Annotated in this window: 14 protein-coding genes; 7 read left to right on the top strand and 7 right to left on the bottom strand. The window is 62.8% G+C overall.

All coding sequences use genetic code 11. The features are described from left to right. The first annotated feature begins 54 nt into the window (after window positions 1-54). The 3 genes from AC3WWH_RS20600 (at window position 55) to AC3WWH_RS20590 (ending at window position 2,601) form a co-directional block, all read left to right on the top strand. Entirely contained in the window at window positions 55-669 is a 615-nt protein-coding gene (locus tag AC3WWH_RS20600) for a nitroreductase family protein (RefSeq protein WP_058322280.1), read from the top strand. Continuing rightward, window positions 666-1,520, top strand: coding sequence for an EamA family transporter (locus tag AC3WWH_RS20595; protein WP_058322281.1), 855 nt, complete (start codon window positions 666-668; stop codon window positions 1,518-1,520). Before AC3WWH_RS20600 ends, AC3WWH_RS20595 begins: the two co-directional genes overlap by 4 nt. A gap of 61 nt (window positions 1,521-1,581) precedes the next feature. After that, window positions 1,582-2,601 carry a 2-dehydropantoate 2-reductase gene (locus tag AC3WWH_RS20590; RefSeq protein WP_492377212.1) on the top strand — a complete coding sequence of 340 codons (1,020 nt, stop codon included), beginning with the start codon at window positions 1,582-1,584 and terminating at the stop codon, window positions 2,599-2,601. A 97-nt stretch (window positions 2,602-2,698) separates the two neighbouring features. Here AC3WWH_RS20590 and AC3WWH_RS20585 read toward each other — a convergent pair whose 3' ends face one another. From AC3WWH_RS20585 to AC3WWH_RS20575, 3 genes are all read right to left on the bottom strand, one after another. Continuing rightward, a complete protein-coding gene (locus tag AC3WWH_RS20585) occupies window positions 2,699-4,141 on the bottom strand; it encodes a TRAP transporter large permease (protein ID WP_492377211.1) in 1,443 nt (480 codons plus the stop codon). After that, complete coding sequence (locus AC3WWH_RS20580) at window positions 4,138-4,653, bottom strand: TRAP transporter small permease (protein WP_058330111.1); 516 nt, start codon at window positions 4,651-4,653, stop codon at window positions 4,138-4,140. The genes AC3WWH_RS20585 and AC3WWH_RS20580 overlap by 4 nt, the downstream gene beginning before the upstream one ends. 66 nt (window positions 4,654-4,719) lie before the next feature. Beyond that, entirely contained in the window at window positions 4,720-5,775 is a 1,056-nt protein-coding gene (locus AC3WWH_RS20575) for a TRAP transporter substrate-binding protein (protein ID WP_492377210.1), read from the bottom strand. 299 nt (window positions 5,776-6,074) lie between these two features. On the opposite strand from AC3WWH_RS20575, the gene AC3WWH_RS20570 reads away from it, so the two are divergent. Together AC3WWH_RS20570 and AC3WWH_RS20565 are read left to right on the top strand one after the other, a co-directional pair. Beyond that, the gene (locus AC3WWH_RS20570; RefSeq protein ID WP_492377209.1) at window positions 6,075-6,347 is read left to right on the top strand and encodes a hypothetical protein; all 273 of its coding nucleotides are present in this window, start codon (window positions 6,075-6,077) and stop codon (window positions 6,345-6,347) included. Window positions 6,348-6,752: 405 nt separating this feature from the next. Next, window positions 6,753-7,721, top strand: coding sequence for a TerC family protein (locus AC3WWH_RS20565; protein ID WP_492377208.1), 969 nt, complete (start codon window positions 6,753-6,755; stop codon window positions 7,719-7,721). A 93-nt stretch (window positions 7,722-7,814) separates the two neighbouring features. Here the strand turns inward: AC3WWH_RS20565 and AC3WWH_RS20560 are convergent, their stop codons facing one another. The 4 genes from AC3WWH_RS20560 to AC3WWH_RS20545 all read right to left on the bottom strand — a co-directional run bounded on the left by AC3WWH_RS20560 (window position 7,815) and on the right by AC3WWH_RS20545 (window position 12,213). After that, a complete protein-coding gene (locus tag AC3WWH_RS20560; RefSeq protein WP_492377207.1) occupies window positions 7,815-8,699 on the bottom strand; it encodes an aldose 1-epimerase in 885 nt (294 codons plus the stop codon). A gap of 3 nt (window positions 8,700-8,702) precedes the next feature. Next, window positions 8,703-9,653 (bottom strand): L-arabinose ABC transporter permease AraH, encoded by a 951-nt coding sequence (araH, locus tag AC3WWH_RS20555; protein WP_057255208.1) that lies wholly within the window; start codon window positions 9,651-9,653, stop codon window positions 8,703-8,705. After that, complete coding sequence (gene araG / locus AC3WWH_RS20550; RefSeq protein WP_492377206.1) at window positions 9,650-11,164, bottom strand: L-arabinose ABC transporter ATP-binding protein AraG; 1,515 nt, start codon at window positions 11,162-11,164, stop codon at window positions 9,650-9,652. Before araG ends, araH begins: the two co-directional genes overlap by 4 nt. Window positions 11,165-11,229: 65 nt before the next feature. Next, window positions 11,230-12,213, bottom strand: coding sequence for an arabinose ABC transporter substrate-binding protein (locus tag AC3WWH_RS20545; RefSeq protein WP_058322291.1), 984 nt, complete (start codon window positions 12,211-12,213; stop codon window positions 11,230-11,232). 193 nt (window positions 12,214-12,406) lie between these two features. On the opposite strand from AC3WWH_RS20545, the gene AC3WWH_RS20540 reads away from it, so the two are divergent. After that, a complete protein-coding gene (locus tag AC3WWH_RS20540) occupies window positions 12,407-13,168 on the top strand; it encodes a FadR/GntR family transcriptional regulator (RefSeq protein ID WP_492377222.1) in 762 nt (253 codons plus the stop codon). 54 nt (window positions 13,169-13,222) lie between these two features. After that, the gene (dgoD, locus tag AC3WWH_RS20535) at window positions 13,223-14,371 is read left to right on the top strand and encodes a galactonate dehydratase (RefSeq protein ID WP_057255211.1); all 1,149 of its coding nucleotides are present in this window, start codon (window positions 13,223-13,225) and stop codon (window positions 14,369-14,371) included. Window positions 14,372-14,374: the final 3 nt, after the last annotated feature.

The raw sequence follows: 14,374 nt of genomic DNA, 5'->3' as shown, positions 1-14,374 counted from the left end.
TCAAAGGTGAATTCAATACGGTTGGTCCGACAGACATATGATCGGATCGGAAGAATGACACATCCCATGATCGCCCTCATCGAACAGCGCGTGTCCGCCAATCGTTTCGATGCGACCCATGAACTGGAAGATGCAGAAATCGAGCAACTGGTGCGTCTCGCGACCCGCGCACCGACGGCCTACAATCTTCAGAATTGGCGGTTCATCGCCGTGCGCACGCTGGAAGGAAAAGCCCGGCTGCGCAATGTGGCGCACGGGCAAGCCAAGGTCTCGGAAGCTGCCGTGACTTTCATTGTCTGCGGCATCCTGCCCGATCACCAGACGCTGCCTGCAAGGCTGCGCCCGTTCGTCGACACCGGTTACATGCAAACCGAAATGGTCTCCGGTTGGCAGGAGGCTGTGCGCGCCCAATATGCCGACGCCAAGGTTGCCCGCGATGAGGCCATGCGTTCGGCCAGTCTCGGCGCCGCGACCTTGATCTATGCCGCCGAGGCTTTGGGATTGGCGACGGGCCCTATGGGCGGGTTCGATGCCGAGGGCGTCGCCCGGGAGTTCAACCTTGGGCCGGGCGAATTGCCGGCAATGCTTCTCGCGGTTGGCCGTGCCGTTCCCGGAAACTGGCCGCAAAGGCCCCGCAGGCGGCTTGGCGAGGTTCTTCACTTCTCATGAAAACAGACGTTTCCGATATCGCCTTGACGGCGATTGCCCCCGTCGTCTGGGGCAGCACCTATATCGTTGCCACCGAGTTCCTGCATGGCTTCTCGCCGCTGACGGTCGCCCTGTTGCGAGCATTGCCGGCCGGGTTGCTGCTCCTCCTGATCGTGCGGCGACTGCCGCGCGGCATCTGGTGGTTTCGCGCCTTTGCGCTCGGAGCTCTCAACATCTCGATCTTTCTGAGCATGCTGTTCGTCGCGGCCTACCGCCTTCCGGGCGGCGTCGCGGCAACCGTCGCGGCGGTCCAGCCTTTGATCGTTGTTTTCATCGCAGCGCTCCTCCTGAAGGCGCCGATCCGTCCGGTGTCCCTCGTCGCGGCCATTGTCGGCATTATCGGCGTCGCGCTGCTGGTGTTGACGCCGCAAGCCGCGCTGGACGAGATCGGCATTGCCGCAGGCCTCGCCGGCGCCGTTTCCATGGCCTTCGGCAACGTCCTGGCGCGAAAGTGGAAGTCGCCGGAATCGCTGCTCACATCCACGGCATGGCAGCTGACGGCCGGTGGCTTGCTCCTCGTTCCCGTGGCCCTTGCATTCGAACCGGCGGTGCCCTTCCCGACCGTTCCCAACCTGCTTGCACTCGCCTGGCTGAGCCTGATCGGCGCGGCGCTGACCTATGTTCTTTGGTTTCGCGGCATCGCACGGCTGGAATCGGCGGCAGTGTCAGCACTTCTCTTCCTGAGCCCGCTGACGGCTGTCCTGCTCGGGTGGGTGTTCCTGGGGCAGTCTTTGAGTGTGCTCCAGATTGTCGGCGTCCTTTTGGTCATCGGCAGCATCTGGCTCAGCCAACGCGTTTCCGCCCGAACGTAAACGGCGCGTTGGAATGCGACGATCCCGGCCTATACTCCCTGGCGTGCGGAGGGGCGGTTTCGTGAAAATCGGAGTGTTCGGTGCCGGCGCGGTCGGCGGTTTTGTCGGCGGCTGCCTTTTGGCCGGTGGCGCAGAGGTGATCTTTGTCGGCCGGGCGGCGCGCGGTGCCGCTTGGCGAAAGGACGGGTTGCGCCTGACCGACCTGGATGGGCGTGACGATTTCGTCGCGCCCGAGCGGATCGTTTACTCCGACACGGCTTCCTCCCTGGCGGATTGCGATCTCGTCCTCCTGACGGTCAAATCCGGGCAGACGGGCGGTGCCGCGACCGAGCTCTCTTCGGTGCTGCGCTCCGGCATCCCGGTCCTCAGTCTGCAGAACGGTGTGAACAACGCAGCGACCTTACAGCAGTTGCTGCTGTCTGCCAAAATCCTGCGCGGCATGGTTCCCTTCAACGTGACGACCCCCGGCCCCGCCCATCTGCATCGTGCGACGGAAGGCAATATGGCCGTCGAGCACGACCCGCTGACGGCTGCAGCCGCACCGTTCTTCACGGCTGCGGGACTGGCTCTCGACCTGCGCGGCGACATGGAGGCGGTGCAATGGGCGAAGCTGCTGATGAACCTCAACAACGCAATCAATGCACTCTCCGGCTTGCCCTTGCGCGAGCAGCTCCAGACACGGGGCTTTCGTCTTTGCCTGGCGCTCGCCCAGCGGGAGGCATTGGCGCTGCTCGCCGCAGAGGGACGCCTCCGGCCGGCGCGCCTGACACCGCTGCCACCGGGTTGGTTGCCGTCCGTTCTCAGCCTGCCGGATGCCCTGTTCCGTGCCATTGCCGGTCGCATGCTGAAGATCGACGCCACCGCGCGCTCCTCGATGGCCGACGACCTTGCCGCCGGCCGCTTCCCCGAAGTGGATTGGATCAACGGCGCCGTCGTCGCACTCGCCACCAAGCTCGGCCGTCGGGCGCCGGTCAATGAACGGCTTTGTACGCTGGTCAAAGACGCGGCCGCCTCCAGGCGCAAGGCATGGGAGGCAGATGCGCTGCTTGCCGAGCTCAGGCAGAGCGTGCGCTCAGGATAGAAGGGTACCGACTTGCGTCTCGTGGGCGCCGGACGTTTTCACACAAAGGCCGCTTGTCGCGCATTAAAACTTGAGAGCGCCGCCCAGGACGGCCCCGTCAATTGAACAATCGGACCAGCGCCAGCGCAACCCCCGGGGAAACCGTGACGATGACCAGCCTGATGAGGTCGGCGATCACGAACGGCATCACGCCTCGGTAAGTCTGCGCTATCGGCACGTCGGTCGCCAACTTGTTGATGATGAAGACATTGAGGCCGATCGGCGGGGCGGAGAGGCCAATGCCGACGACGATCAGGACGAGAATGCCGAACCAGATGGCGACGTCGTCCGGCGGCATGCCGAGGTCGAGCGTCATGACGATCGGGATGAAGACGGGAAGGGTCAGCAGGATCATCGCCAGCTCGTCCATGACGGCGCCGAGCACGATGTAGATCAGCAGCATGCCGCACACGACGGCGTAGGGCGGCAGCCCGGACTCCCCGATCATCGAAGCGAGCATCATCGGCATCTGGGTCAGCGCCAGGAACGCGCCGAAGACTTCCGCCCCGAGAAGGATCAGGAAAATCATCCCGCTGGTTTCGGCTGTCTGCAGCAGCGCGTTCTTCAAGGCTGCCGGGTTCAGCGTCCGTTGCAGCAGGCCGATCGCGAGCGTCACCGCGGCACCGACCGCAGCACCTTCCGTCGGCGTGAACACCTCGCCATAGATTCCTCCGACGACCGTGACCGCAACGGCGGCGGCGGGTACGACGGCGAAATCCGCGGCGAGCAGAAGCAGGCCGAAGATTGCCAGCAATATCGCACCGACGGTGCCGAGCGAACCCAACAACCAGCCGACGGTGCCGCCGACAAGCAAGACCAGCCCCGCCGGCCGCGCCCAGAACGGACGCTGCGTCTTTGCGACTTCGACGACCGTCACTGGTGGCGCGAGATGGGGCTTGCGCCGCACGACCACGGCAATCGCGATCAGATAGAACGCCGCTGCCAGCAATCCCGGCACCAGGGCGGCCTGGAATAGCTTGGCGATGTTCTGCTCGGCGGTGATTGCATAGATCACCAGGATGACCGACGGCGGAATGAGGATGCCGAGCGTACCGCCGGCGGCGATGGTGCCGGTTCCAAGCCCGGCATCGACCCGCGCGCGGCGCAGTTCCGGCAGTGCCGCGCGTCCGAAGGTTGCAGTGGTTGCGACCGACGATCCGCAGATCGCGCCGAAGCCGGTGCAAGCCGCAATCACCGCCATCGGCATTCCGCCCCTGAACCGTCCGAGCCTCCGCTCGGCCACCCGGAACATGGTCGCGGCGATGCCCGATTGTTCGGCAAGCGCGCCCATCAGGATGAAGAGGGGAATGACGGATAGCGTATAGCTGGCAAACTGGCTGTAGGTGTTGGTCTGCAGGTAATAGACCAGCGCGTGCGGGCCGGAGAGATAGGCATAGCCGGCGGCGCCGACTGCCAGCATGGCGAGCGCGATCGGCATTCTGATGGCGATCAGGACCAGCATCGCAGCGAAGCCCAGGCAAGCAATGGCAAAGCCGCTCATCGAGGGCCTCCGATCTTGAGAATGGCGACGGACAAGCCGATGACGGATGCGAGCGCTGCCAGCGCGGCGCAGGTCAGATAGACCGGCCAGATCGGCCAGGGCAGCTGGATCAGCGTCGTTCCGTACAGACGCGCCTCCAGTCCGCCAGTGAGAAGACCCCAGGCGAAGAATGCCAGGCAGGCCGCCAGCACGAGGTCCCAGGCACCATCGATGACCCGCGTGACGCGTGACGGAAGGGCGAGCGTAAAGGTATCGACGGCAATATGGCCGTTGCGCGCCTGGGTGTAGCCGAGGAATGAGAAGATCGCGACACCGATCGCGACCTCGACGAGTTCGTAGTCGGCCGGTACGGGCCGGTTGAAAAGCCAGCGGCCGAGGACGCTGATCGTCACCAATGCGGCTGCGAGGCAGATCAACGTTCCGCCTATGAGTGCCAATCCTGCCGCAAGCCGCTCAACCTCGCGGCGTCGCGGCACCGTCACGGCAGCCTCGTGTGTTGCTTCTTCCGTCATCCCGGTTCCAAGCTCTCGAATTGTTGGATGGAGCCAAATTCAGGCGCGCTGGGCTCGCAGTCGCACTCAGGCGTTCGAGTATTTTTGAACGAGCCCGTGCGCCGCTTCGATCAGTGCCTTGCCGTCGAGATCCTTGGCCTTCATGGCCTCGATCCACTTGTCGTGGACAGGCTTGGTTGCCGCGACCCATTTCGCCTTCTCGTCCTCGGAAATCGCGCTGATCGATCCGCTTCCGGATGCTTCGATCGCGGTCCGCACTTCGGCGCCGACGCTGTCCCACATTTCGCCGGCCCTCTTGGCGAAGGTCATGCCGCTGTTGGCGTCCAGCACCGCCTTCAGATCGGCCGGCAGCGCCTCATACTTGCCCTTGTTCATCGCCAGGAAGAAGGTGGCGGTGTAGAGCGTCGGCGAGCCCGGAATTTCCGTATGGAACTTGGTAAGCTCGTTCACCTTGATGGACGGCACCACTTCCCAGGGGATGACGCAGCCGTCGATCGCGCGCTGGGCCAGCGCTTCCGGCACCTGCGGGATGGGCATTCCGACTGGGGTCGCGCCCAGCGCTGCCAATGCCTCACCGGCAAGGCGGGTCGGATTCCGCAGTTTCAGGCCGACTAGATCGGCACCGGACTTCACTTCCTTGTTGGTGTGGATCAGTCCGTGGTCGTGGGCCCAGAAGCACAGCAATTGCGTGTCACCGGTCTCTTTCAGGACATGCGTCTGTCCGTATTCCTGGCACGCCTGTGCGTTGACGGTGGCCTCTTTCGCGGCGACGAAAGGAAGCTCGAACACCTCGGTGGAGGGGAAGCGCCCAGGCGTGTTGCCGGGCAGGGTCCAGACGATATCGACGACGCCGTTGGCCGCCTGATCGTAAAGCTGCGGCGGCTTTCCGCCGAGCTGCATGGCCGGAAAGATGTCGACCTTGAGCGCGCCCTTGCTCTGCTCCTCCAGGGTTTTTGCCCATGGAGTCAACAGCCGCTGGTGGACGTTGGACGCCGGCGGCAGGAAGTGGTGCAGCTTCAGCGTAACTGCGCTCTGGGCGCGCGCGGCACCCGTTCGCAAGATGAGAGGCGCCGCAAGCATGGCACCACCGGCTTTAATAAGGCTCCGTCGGTTCAGTATCATAGATCCCTCCCATTGATCCGTGTCGCTCCACCCGGAAACAGGGCATGCCTGTGCCGCTCCACGTCAATTCAAATGACGGCGATCCGACTGTGATGCAGGCCCTCCTCGGCGGCTTGAATCTTCCTCTCGCTCCTCATCGGGAATATTCAATCCATTAACATGTTAAGTTTATTTTGAACCGGCTGTCAAGCGAGGTCGCGCGAGGCGGCCGGGCGCCGATTAGGCCGTCCGCGCAGCGGCTCTGGGCTTGCACCTTGGCTATCGAAGAGCGCCGATCGCGGTCTGGTCGAGGACGCGAATTGTCCCCCACGCCGCTCGGCGTGGAGGACAATTCTCTGTGGGATCGACCCGTTGATCTACCTCTCGAGAGGGCGTCTCAATCGTCGTCGGACGAGGAGTTCGACGACGAATTCGAGGAAGAGTTCGAGGAGGAGTTGCTGGAGCTGTTCGAACTGGAGTTGCTCGACGAATTGGAACTGCTGTTCGAGCTGGAGTTCCGCGAGGCGTTCGACGAGCTATTGGAACAGCGGTTGGAACTCCAGCTTCCGCGTCCATCGTCGTTCCGACTGTAGCGCGCGTGGCTTGATTTGCCGTTGCCGGTCGCCTTCTGCAGGAAGCGGGTGACCGGGTCGTCGGCGATGGCAGGTGCAGGTGCTGCCGCGCCAACCACCAGGAATGCACTCAGAACTGCGAGAACCTTTTTCATGATGTTTCTCCTTTGCGGGGACAGTCTCGTTGACTGCAAAGGAGGAACGTCGGCCAAACGTGGTTATTAGCCGGGCAGTGGGGGCCACAGGACTTCCAGAAATTCTTGAAAAATTTGCAGTCCCGCGCTTGAACCGCGAAAATCGAGATCCCATCTCTCCGCCAACCCGCTGGTCCGGGCCCCTCTGGCGAGAGCTTCGGCACTCTTGCGATGTCGGACCTTATTCCGACAACATGTGCCGATTGGGGACCCGTCTGTGGACTTTTCCTTCATGTCTGTGGAGTGGCTGGGAACGCCGCTCTGGATGTGGGCGAGTTTTTTCGCCCTCGTCATCGCCATCCTTTCGTTCGACCTCGGTATTCTCCATAAGGAGAACAAGGAGATCGGCGTTCGCGAAAGCGTCAAGCTTTCCGCCTTTTATATCGCGCTCGGCCTGACCTTCGGCGGCTGGGTGTGGTGGTACCTCGGTTCCGAGTCCGGCCTCGCCTATATGACGGGCTTCGTGGTCGAAAAGACGCTGGCGCTCGATAACGTCTTCGTCATCGCGCTCATCTTCTCCTTCTTCGCCGTGCCCCGCATCTATCAGCACCGGGTCCTCTTCTGGGGTATCCTCGGCGTCATCGTGCTGCGCGCGATGATGATCGGCGTCGGCGCGACGCTGGTCGCTGAGTTCGCCTGGATTCTCTATATCTTCGCGGCGTTCCTCATCGTCACCGGTATCAAGATGCTGGTCATGAAGGAGGTCGAGCCCGACGTCTCGAACAATATGCTGGTTCGCTTCATGCGCAGCCGCTTCAACGTCACCGAAGAGCATCATCGCGAGCGCTTCTTCGTGAAGCTCGTCAACCCGAAGACGGGCAAGATGACCTGGTTCATCACGCCCCTCTTCATGGCGCTGGTCATGGTCGAGGTGGCCGATGTGATCTTCGCAGTCGACTCAGTTCCCGCGATCTTCGCGATCACCGCGGACCCCTTCATCGTCTATACCTCGAACATCTTCGCTATCCTCGGCCTGCGCGCCCTCTATTTTGCCCTTGCCGCGATGATCCATCGCTTCCGCTACCTGAAGCCTGCGCTCGCCGTCGTCCTGATCTTCATCGGCTCGAAGATCTTCGTCGCCGATCTCCTGGGGCTTGAGAAATTCCCGGCGGCTCTCTCGCTCGGCGTCACCTTCGCGATCATTGCCGCTGGCGTGGTCTGGAGCCTTGTGAAAACGCGCGAAGAACAACAGCCCGCATAACACCGCTTCGGTGGGTCCAAGGATAGCAAAGGCGGCGCTCCGAGAGGGGCGCCGCCTTCGTCTTTTGGGAAGAACGACAGCCGCACCCGGCGGTCACTGCCCGAGTGCACGGATCCGCAGTGTGACGGAGCCTTCCAGAGTTTCGCCGGGCGCCAGTCTGACGAGACCGCCGCTTTCGGACTGGCGGTGTGCGTTCGGCCGGTGGCTCATCGGCTCGAAGCAGACGAAGTCGGCGGCGGTGGAAGGAGAATAGAGGACGAAGAAACGAAAGCTCCCGTCGGCGTCGAGCGAAAGCGCAAGGCCGGTTTCCGGCCACTCGATGCGCATCTTTCCATCCCAGCCGTCGAAGGCATTGTTCAGCCAGCCGGGCGGCAGTGGCGCGCCGGAGGTGAAGTCCAAATCCTGCGGAATTGACTGCGCCGCACCCGGCAGGTGGTTCTCCCGTTCCGTCCAGTAGTGATCGGCGTGGGCAAAAAGGCGGGTTCCCGGCGTGCGCGGAAAATGGGGATGAAAGCCCAGTCCGTAGGGGAGCGCCTGCGCGGCCCGGTTGGTGACGGTGAGCGAAAGGGTCAGGTTCGCACCATCGATCGTCATGGTCTGCACCGCCTCATAGGCGAAGGGCGTGGATGCGTTTGCCTCGTGCAGGTAGTGCAACGCAAGCGAATGACGGTCCTGGTGAAGGATCGACCAGCGCCGAAGCCAGCCGTCGCCGTGGAGCACCAGCGGGTCGGACGTATTGGATGCGAGCGTGTAATCGCGACCTTCGAAGTGGAAGCCATTGTCCTCGATGCGGTTGCCGAAGGGCACCAACGGAAAACACGCTTCGGCGCAGAGCACCTGAGAGGCGAGACCTGGCGCCGGCGTCGGCGCGAGCACGGGAATACCGTGCCAGCGGGTCGAAAGGATGGCGCCGCCGAGCGGGCTCACCTCGACGGTGAGCCCTTCGTCATTTTCGAGGACGAGGATGTCTTCCGCCATTCGCTAGCTGCGGCGGCCGGCGGCGGCCGAGCGCAGATTGTCGAGCAGCACGGCGAGCAGAAGGATCAGGCCGCGCACGACATACTGGTAGAAGGCCTGGATGTTGAGCAGGTTCATGACGTTTTCGGCAATGCCCATAATCAGCACGCCGACGATAACGCCGGTCATCGCCGCACGGCCGCCGGCAAGCGAGACGCCGCCGAGCACGCAGGCCGAGATGACCGAGAGTTCGAGACCGGTCGCTGCGTTCGGCTGGCCGGAGGTGATGCGCGAGGCGAGCAGCACGCCGGCGACGGCGCAGACAAGGCCCTGCAGCGCGAAGATCCAGATGCGCATGTTGGAGACATTGACGCCGGCAAGGCGCGAAGCCTCGGGGTTGCCGCCGATCGCCAGCGTGTTCTTGCCGAAGACCGTGCGGTTGAGCACGAAGCCGAAGACGACGAAGAACGCGCCCATCACCCAGATCGGCGTCGGGATACCCAGGAACTTCGACAGCGCCAGCTGATAGAAGCTCGGATCGTTGATGCCGACGGCGCGGCCGTCGGACGCGATCAGCGCAAAACCGCGCACGATCTGCATGGTGGCAAGCGTCGTGATCAGTGCGTTGATGCGGAAGTGAGCGATGACAACGCCGTTGACGAGGCCGACGAAACCGCCGCACAGGAGCGCGGCAACGAGGCCGATCAGGATCGAGCCCGAAGCGTTCGACGCCATGACGGCGGCCATGCCGGAAAAGGCGACGGTGGAGCCGACCGAGAGATCGAAGTCGCGCGAGGCGAGGCAGAACATCATCGTGCAGGCGACGATGCCGATGGTGACGACCGATTGCAGCAGGCCCAGCATGTTGCGCTCGGTCAGGAAGTTCGGAACCGTCAGCGCCACGATGGCGAACGCAACCGCAAAAATGACGACGAGACCCTGTTCGCCGAGAAGAAGTTTTTTCAGAGAAGTCATGACGGCTGAACCTGCGCGGTTGGAACATCGGGAAGGGCGGCGGCGAGAATGCGGCGTTCGTCGAAATCTTCGCGCGCAATGTCGGCGGCGATCCGGCCCTGGCACATGACGAGGATGCGGTCGGTGATGCCCATTACTTCCGGCAGCTCGCTGGAGATGACGACGATCGCCATGCCCTGAGCCGCGAGTTCGTAGAGGATCTCGTAGATTTCCGATTTCGCCCCGACGTCGATGCCGCGCGTCGGCTCGTCGATGACAAGCACTCTCACCCCCTGTTCGGAAAGCCAGCGGCCAAGGATGACCTTCTGCTGGTTGCCGCCCGACAAATTGATAATGTCCTGCTTGCGCGATGGTGTGCGCACCCGAAGCTTGGCGATGAAGCGGTCGGCGAGCTCACCTTCCTTTTTCAGGTCGAGGATGCCGAACGGCGAGAAGTGCCGGCGCGACGAAATCGCCATGTTCTCTTCGATGCTGCGCCCCTGGACGATGCCGTCGAACTTGCGGTCCTCCGGACACAGCACCATGCCGGCGCGGATCGATTGCGGCGGGCTGTCGGCCGGCACGATTGCGCCGTCGATGGTGACCGTTCCCTGGAAGCGCGTGTCCGCACCGTAGACGAGCCTTGCCATCTCGCTGCGACCGGCGCCGATCAGGCCGAAGAAGCCGAGGATCTCGCCGCGCCGGACGGAAAAGCTTAAGGGCGCCTTCAGTTTCGGCCCGGAGATGTTGTCGACGCGAAGCCGTTCGGCGCCGAGATCACGGGCCCGCCAGCCCCAGATGTTGGATATCTCGCGCCCGACCATTTCGGCGATGATCTGGTCGCGTGTCACCCTGGAAATATCTGGATGATGGGCGGCAAGTTTGCCGTCACGCAGCACCGTCAGGCTGTCGCAAAGCCTAAAGATCTCGTCGAGGCGGTGGGATACATAGAGGATTACGGTGCCGTTCGAACGCAGACGCTCGATGAGCGAAAACAGGATTTCGCTTTCGCGCGACGAGAGCGACGATGTCGGCTCGTCGAGCGCGATGACGCGCGCGTCGAGCATGACCGCCTTGGCGATCTCGACCATCTGACGTTCGCCGATCGAAAGCGAGGCGATCTTGGCCGACGGATCGACGTCGATGCCGATTTCGGAGAGTTTCTCGCCGACAACGCGGATCAGCTGGCGGCGATCGATCACCCCACCCTTGCCGGGGAAGTGGCCGAGCCAGAGGTTTTCCGCAACCGTCAGCTCAGGAACGAGCTGCAGTTCCTGGTGGATGACGATCACACCGGCACGAAAGGCGTCGCGCACGGAACGATAGCTCTGCGCCGTGCCGTCTATGCGGATCTCTCCCTCGTCGGCCGCCTGGTCGCCGGACAGCAGGCGGATGAGCGTCGACTTGCCAGCGCCGTTCTCGCCCATGAGCCCATGGACGGCACCCTTGCGCACGGAAAACGAAACGTCCGACAGCGCCTGGACGCCGGGATAGCCCTTGGAGATCGACTGGAATTGAAGAAAGTCTTGCATGTGCGGCTCCGATACGGAACGCCCGGCGGGATCAGCCGCCGGGCCGATGGTGTCGCAAGCAGCGATTACTCGATGCCGAGGTCCTTGCGCACGGCTTCGTAATTGTCGCGCAGTGCAAGCTGGCCGGCGGTCAGGGTCAGCTTTTCCGGCTCCTTGCCGTTGGCGATCCACTCAAACATGTTGAGCGCGGTTTCATAGCCGTGACGCTTCGGCGAGATGATGACCGTACCGTAGAAGCCGGTGGCCGAGGGCTTCTTGAACTCGTTGATCGCCGAGTCCGCGCCGCCGATGCCAACGCCGATCATGCTGTCGGCGGCAATGCCGACCGTCTCGGTCGCGCGTACAGCACCAAGCACCGCTTCGTCGTTGAGGCCGATCGCGACCCACTTCTTGATGCCGGCGTTCTTGTTGAGAACGATCGTCGAGGCGTTGAGCGCAGCCTCCGTATCGGTCTTGGCCTGCGGCGCGTCGAAGATGTTGGCTTCCGGGAAGCCGTTGGCCTTGAGGACGGAAAGCGCGCCCTCGACACGATCGACCGCCGTCGGGAGCTGGTCGTAGGAGACTCGGATGGCGCCGACATCCTTCATGTCCCAGCCACGCTTCTTGACCTCGTCGACAATCGCCTGGCCGACGGCCTCGCCGATTTTCGTTGCCGAGATGCCCATATGCGGAACGTCCTCGATCGGGCTGCCATCGGCGTTGACCAGGCGATCGTCGACGGTCATCAGCTTGAGCTCGTTGGCGGCAGCCTTGGCGACGATGCCGGGGCCGAGCTTGACGTCAGGCGTGCAGACGATGAAGCCCTGCGCGCCCTGAGCGCCGAGGTTGTCGATCGCCGACTGAACCTTCTCGCCGTCTTCGGCGCCGATCTTGACGAGGGTGAAGCCCTTTTCTTTGGCGGCGACGTCGGCGAACTTCCACTCGTCCTGGAACCACGGCTCTTCCGGCTGCTTGACGATGAAGCCTATCTTGACGTCGGCAGCGAACGCCGAGGTTGCCGTGAGCACGGCGACGGTACCAGCCAGAATGGCTGCCTTGATAAAGCGCATGATGTCTCTCCCTGGTGAACTGCCTCCTGCAGTGGATATTTGTGTATGATGAATCATCATATTCGTCAATTGCCTTTGTATGATGAATGATCTAGTGGTGTATAACGATAGCAGCGCGCTTCGGTGCGTTGTCGCGTTCGGGCGTCTGCGCTAAGCAGCGACGAGGAGATGCGAGGGGAGAGGAAAAGTGGCGGTGGAAGAACAGCAGCACCAGAGTGCCATTGAGGAACGCGGCCAGCGCCGCCCACGCGTCCAGAAGAACGTGACGCGCGCAATCGCTTCGGACATCTGCGCCGACGTTTTTCCGGTCGGCTCCTATCTGCCGCGTGAGAACGATCTTTGCGAACGCTATGGCGTCAGCCGAACCGTCATTCGCGAAACGCTGAAGGTGCTTGAATCAAAGGGAATGGTCCGTGGACGTTCCCGGGTGGGTACGATCGTCTGCAACAAGGACGAATGGAACATTCTTGATTCGCAGGTGCTTGAATGGATCGGCGAGCGCATCTTCGAGTTCGACCTGTTGAACTGCATTCTGGAAGCCCGCCGGGCGATCGAGCCAGCGGCGGCGGAGTTTGCCGCCGAACGCGCCACCGTTCAGGAAATCGCCGATCTCGAACGCGCCTGGCAGGCGATGCGTGACGGCGAGCGCGATCTCGTTGGCTTCACCGATGCCGACGTCGCCTTTCACACATGCCTGCTCAAGGCCAGCCACAACCAGGTCTTCTTGCAACTCGTCGGCATTATCCAGGCGGCGCTGAAGTTCTCGCTGCACGCCTCCAACGAAGTCGCCGATCGCCGTGACGAAGCCGTCGACATTCACGGCGAACTGGTCGAGGCGCTGCGCCTGCGCGACAAGGCGCGGGCGCGCGACTGTTCGATGCGCATGCTCGACCTTGCGGCGCGCGACCTCAAGCTTGCCGTCGAACGTCACCGACCCGCCCATACGGCGGGCTGAAATCCTCTCTGAAGCGGCCATCGCCGCCTCGTTGCACCCAGCGGATATCGCACCATGAAAATCACCAAGCTCACCACCTATATCGTTCCGCCACGCTGGCTGTTTCTGAAGATCGAGACGGACGAGGGCATCGTCGGCTGGGGCGAGCCGGTCGTCGAAGGTCGAGCCCTGACGGTGGAAGCCGCGGTTAACGAGCTCTCGGACTACCTGATCGGCAAGGATCCGCTGCTGATCGAAGACCATTGGCAGGTCATGTATCGCGGCGGCTTCTATCGCGGCGGGGCGGTCCATATGTCGGCACTTGCCGGCATCGACCAGGCGCTCTGGGACATCAAGGGCAAGGCCTATGGCCAGCCGATTCATGCGCTGCTCGGCGGACAGGTGCGTGACCGCATCAAGGTCTATTCCTGGATCGGCGGCGACCGTCCGTCCGACGTCGCCAACAATGCGCGCGATGTCGTTGCCCGCGGCTTCAAGGCGATCAAGCTCAATGGTTGCGAGGAGATGCAGATCGTCGACACCTGGGAGAAGGTGGAGAAGGCGGTCGAGACCATCGCAACGATCCGCGAGGCGATCGGCCCGCATATCGGCATCGGCGTCGATTTCCACGGTCGCGTGCATCGGCCGATGGCCAAGGTGCTGGCGAAGGAACTGCAGCCCTTCAACCTGATGTTCATCGAAGAACCGGTGCTTTCGGAAAACCGCGAGGCACTGAAGGAAATCGCCAACCATTGCTCGACGCCGATCGCGCTCGGCGAAAGGCTCTATTCGCGCTGGGATTTCAAGTCGGTGCTTTCAGACGGCTATGTCGACATCCTGCAGCCGGATCTGTCGCATGCCGGCGGCATCACCGAGTGCCGCAAGATCGCGTCGATGGCGGAAGCCTACGACGTGGCACTGGCGCCGCATTGCCCGCTCGGACCGATCGCGCTCGCCGCCTGCCTTCAGGTCGACGCCGTCAGCTACAACGCCTTCATCCAGGAGCAGAGCCTGGGCATCCATTACAATACGGGCAACGACATCCTCGACTACATCTCCAACAAGGAAGTCTTCCATTACGCAGACGGTTTCGTGTCGATCCCGCAGGGACCGGGCCTCGGCATCGAGGTGGACGAGCAATATGTCATCGAACGGGCGAAAGAAGGCCATCGCTGGCGCAACCCGATCTGGCGCCATGCCGACGGCAGCGTCGCCGAGTGGTGAGGA

Source organism: Ensifer sp. EB106-03-01-XG145 (assembly GCF_058792075.1).
Note: the sequence above shows the minus strand (reverse complement) of the source record. Positions and strands in the feature narration are given on the sequence as shown.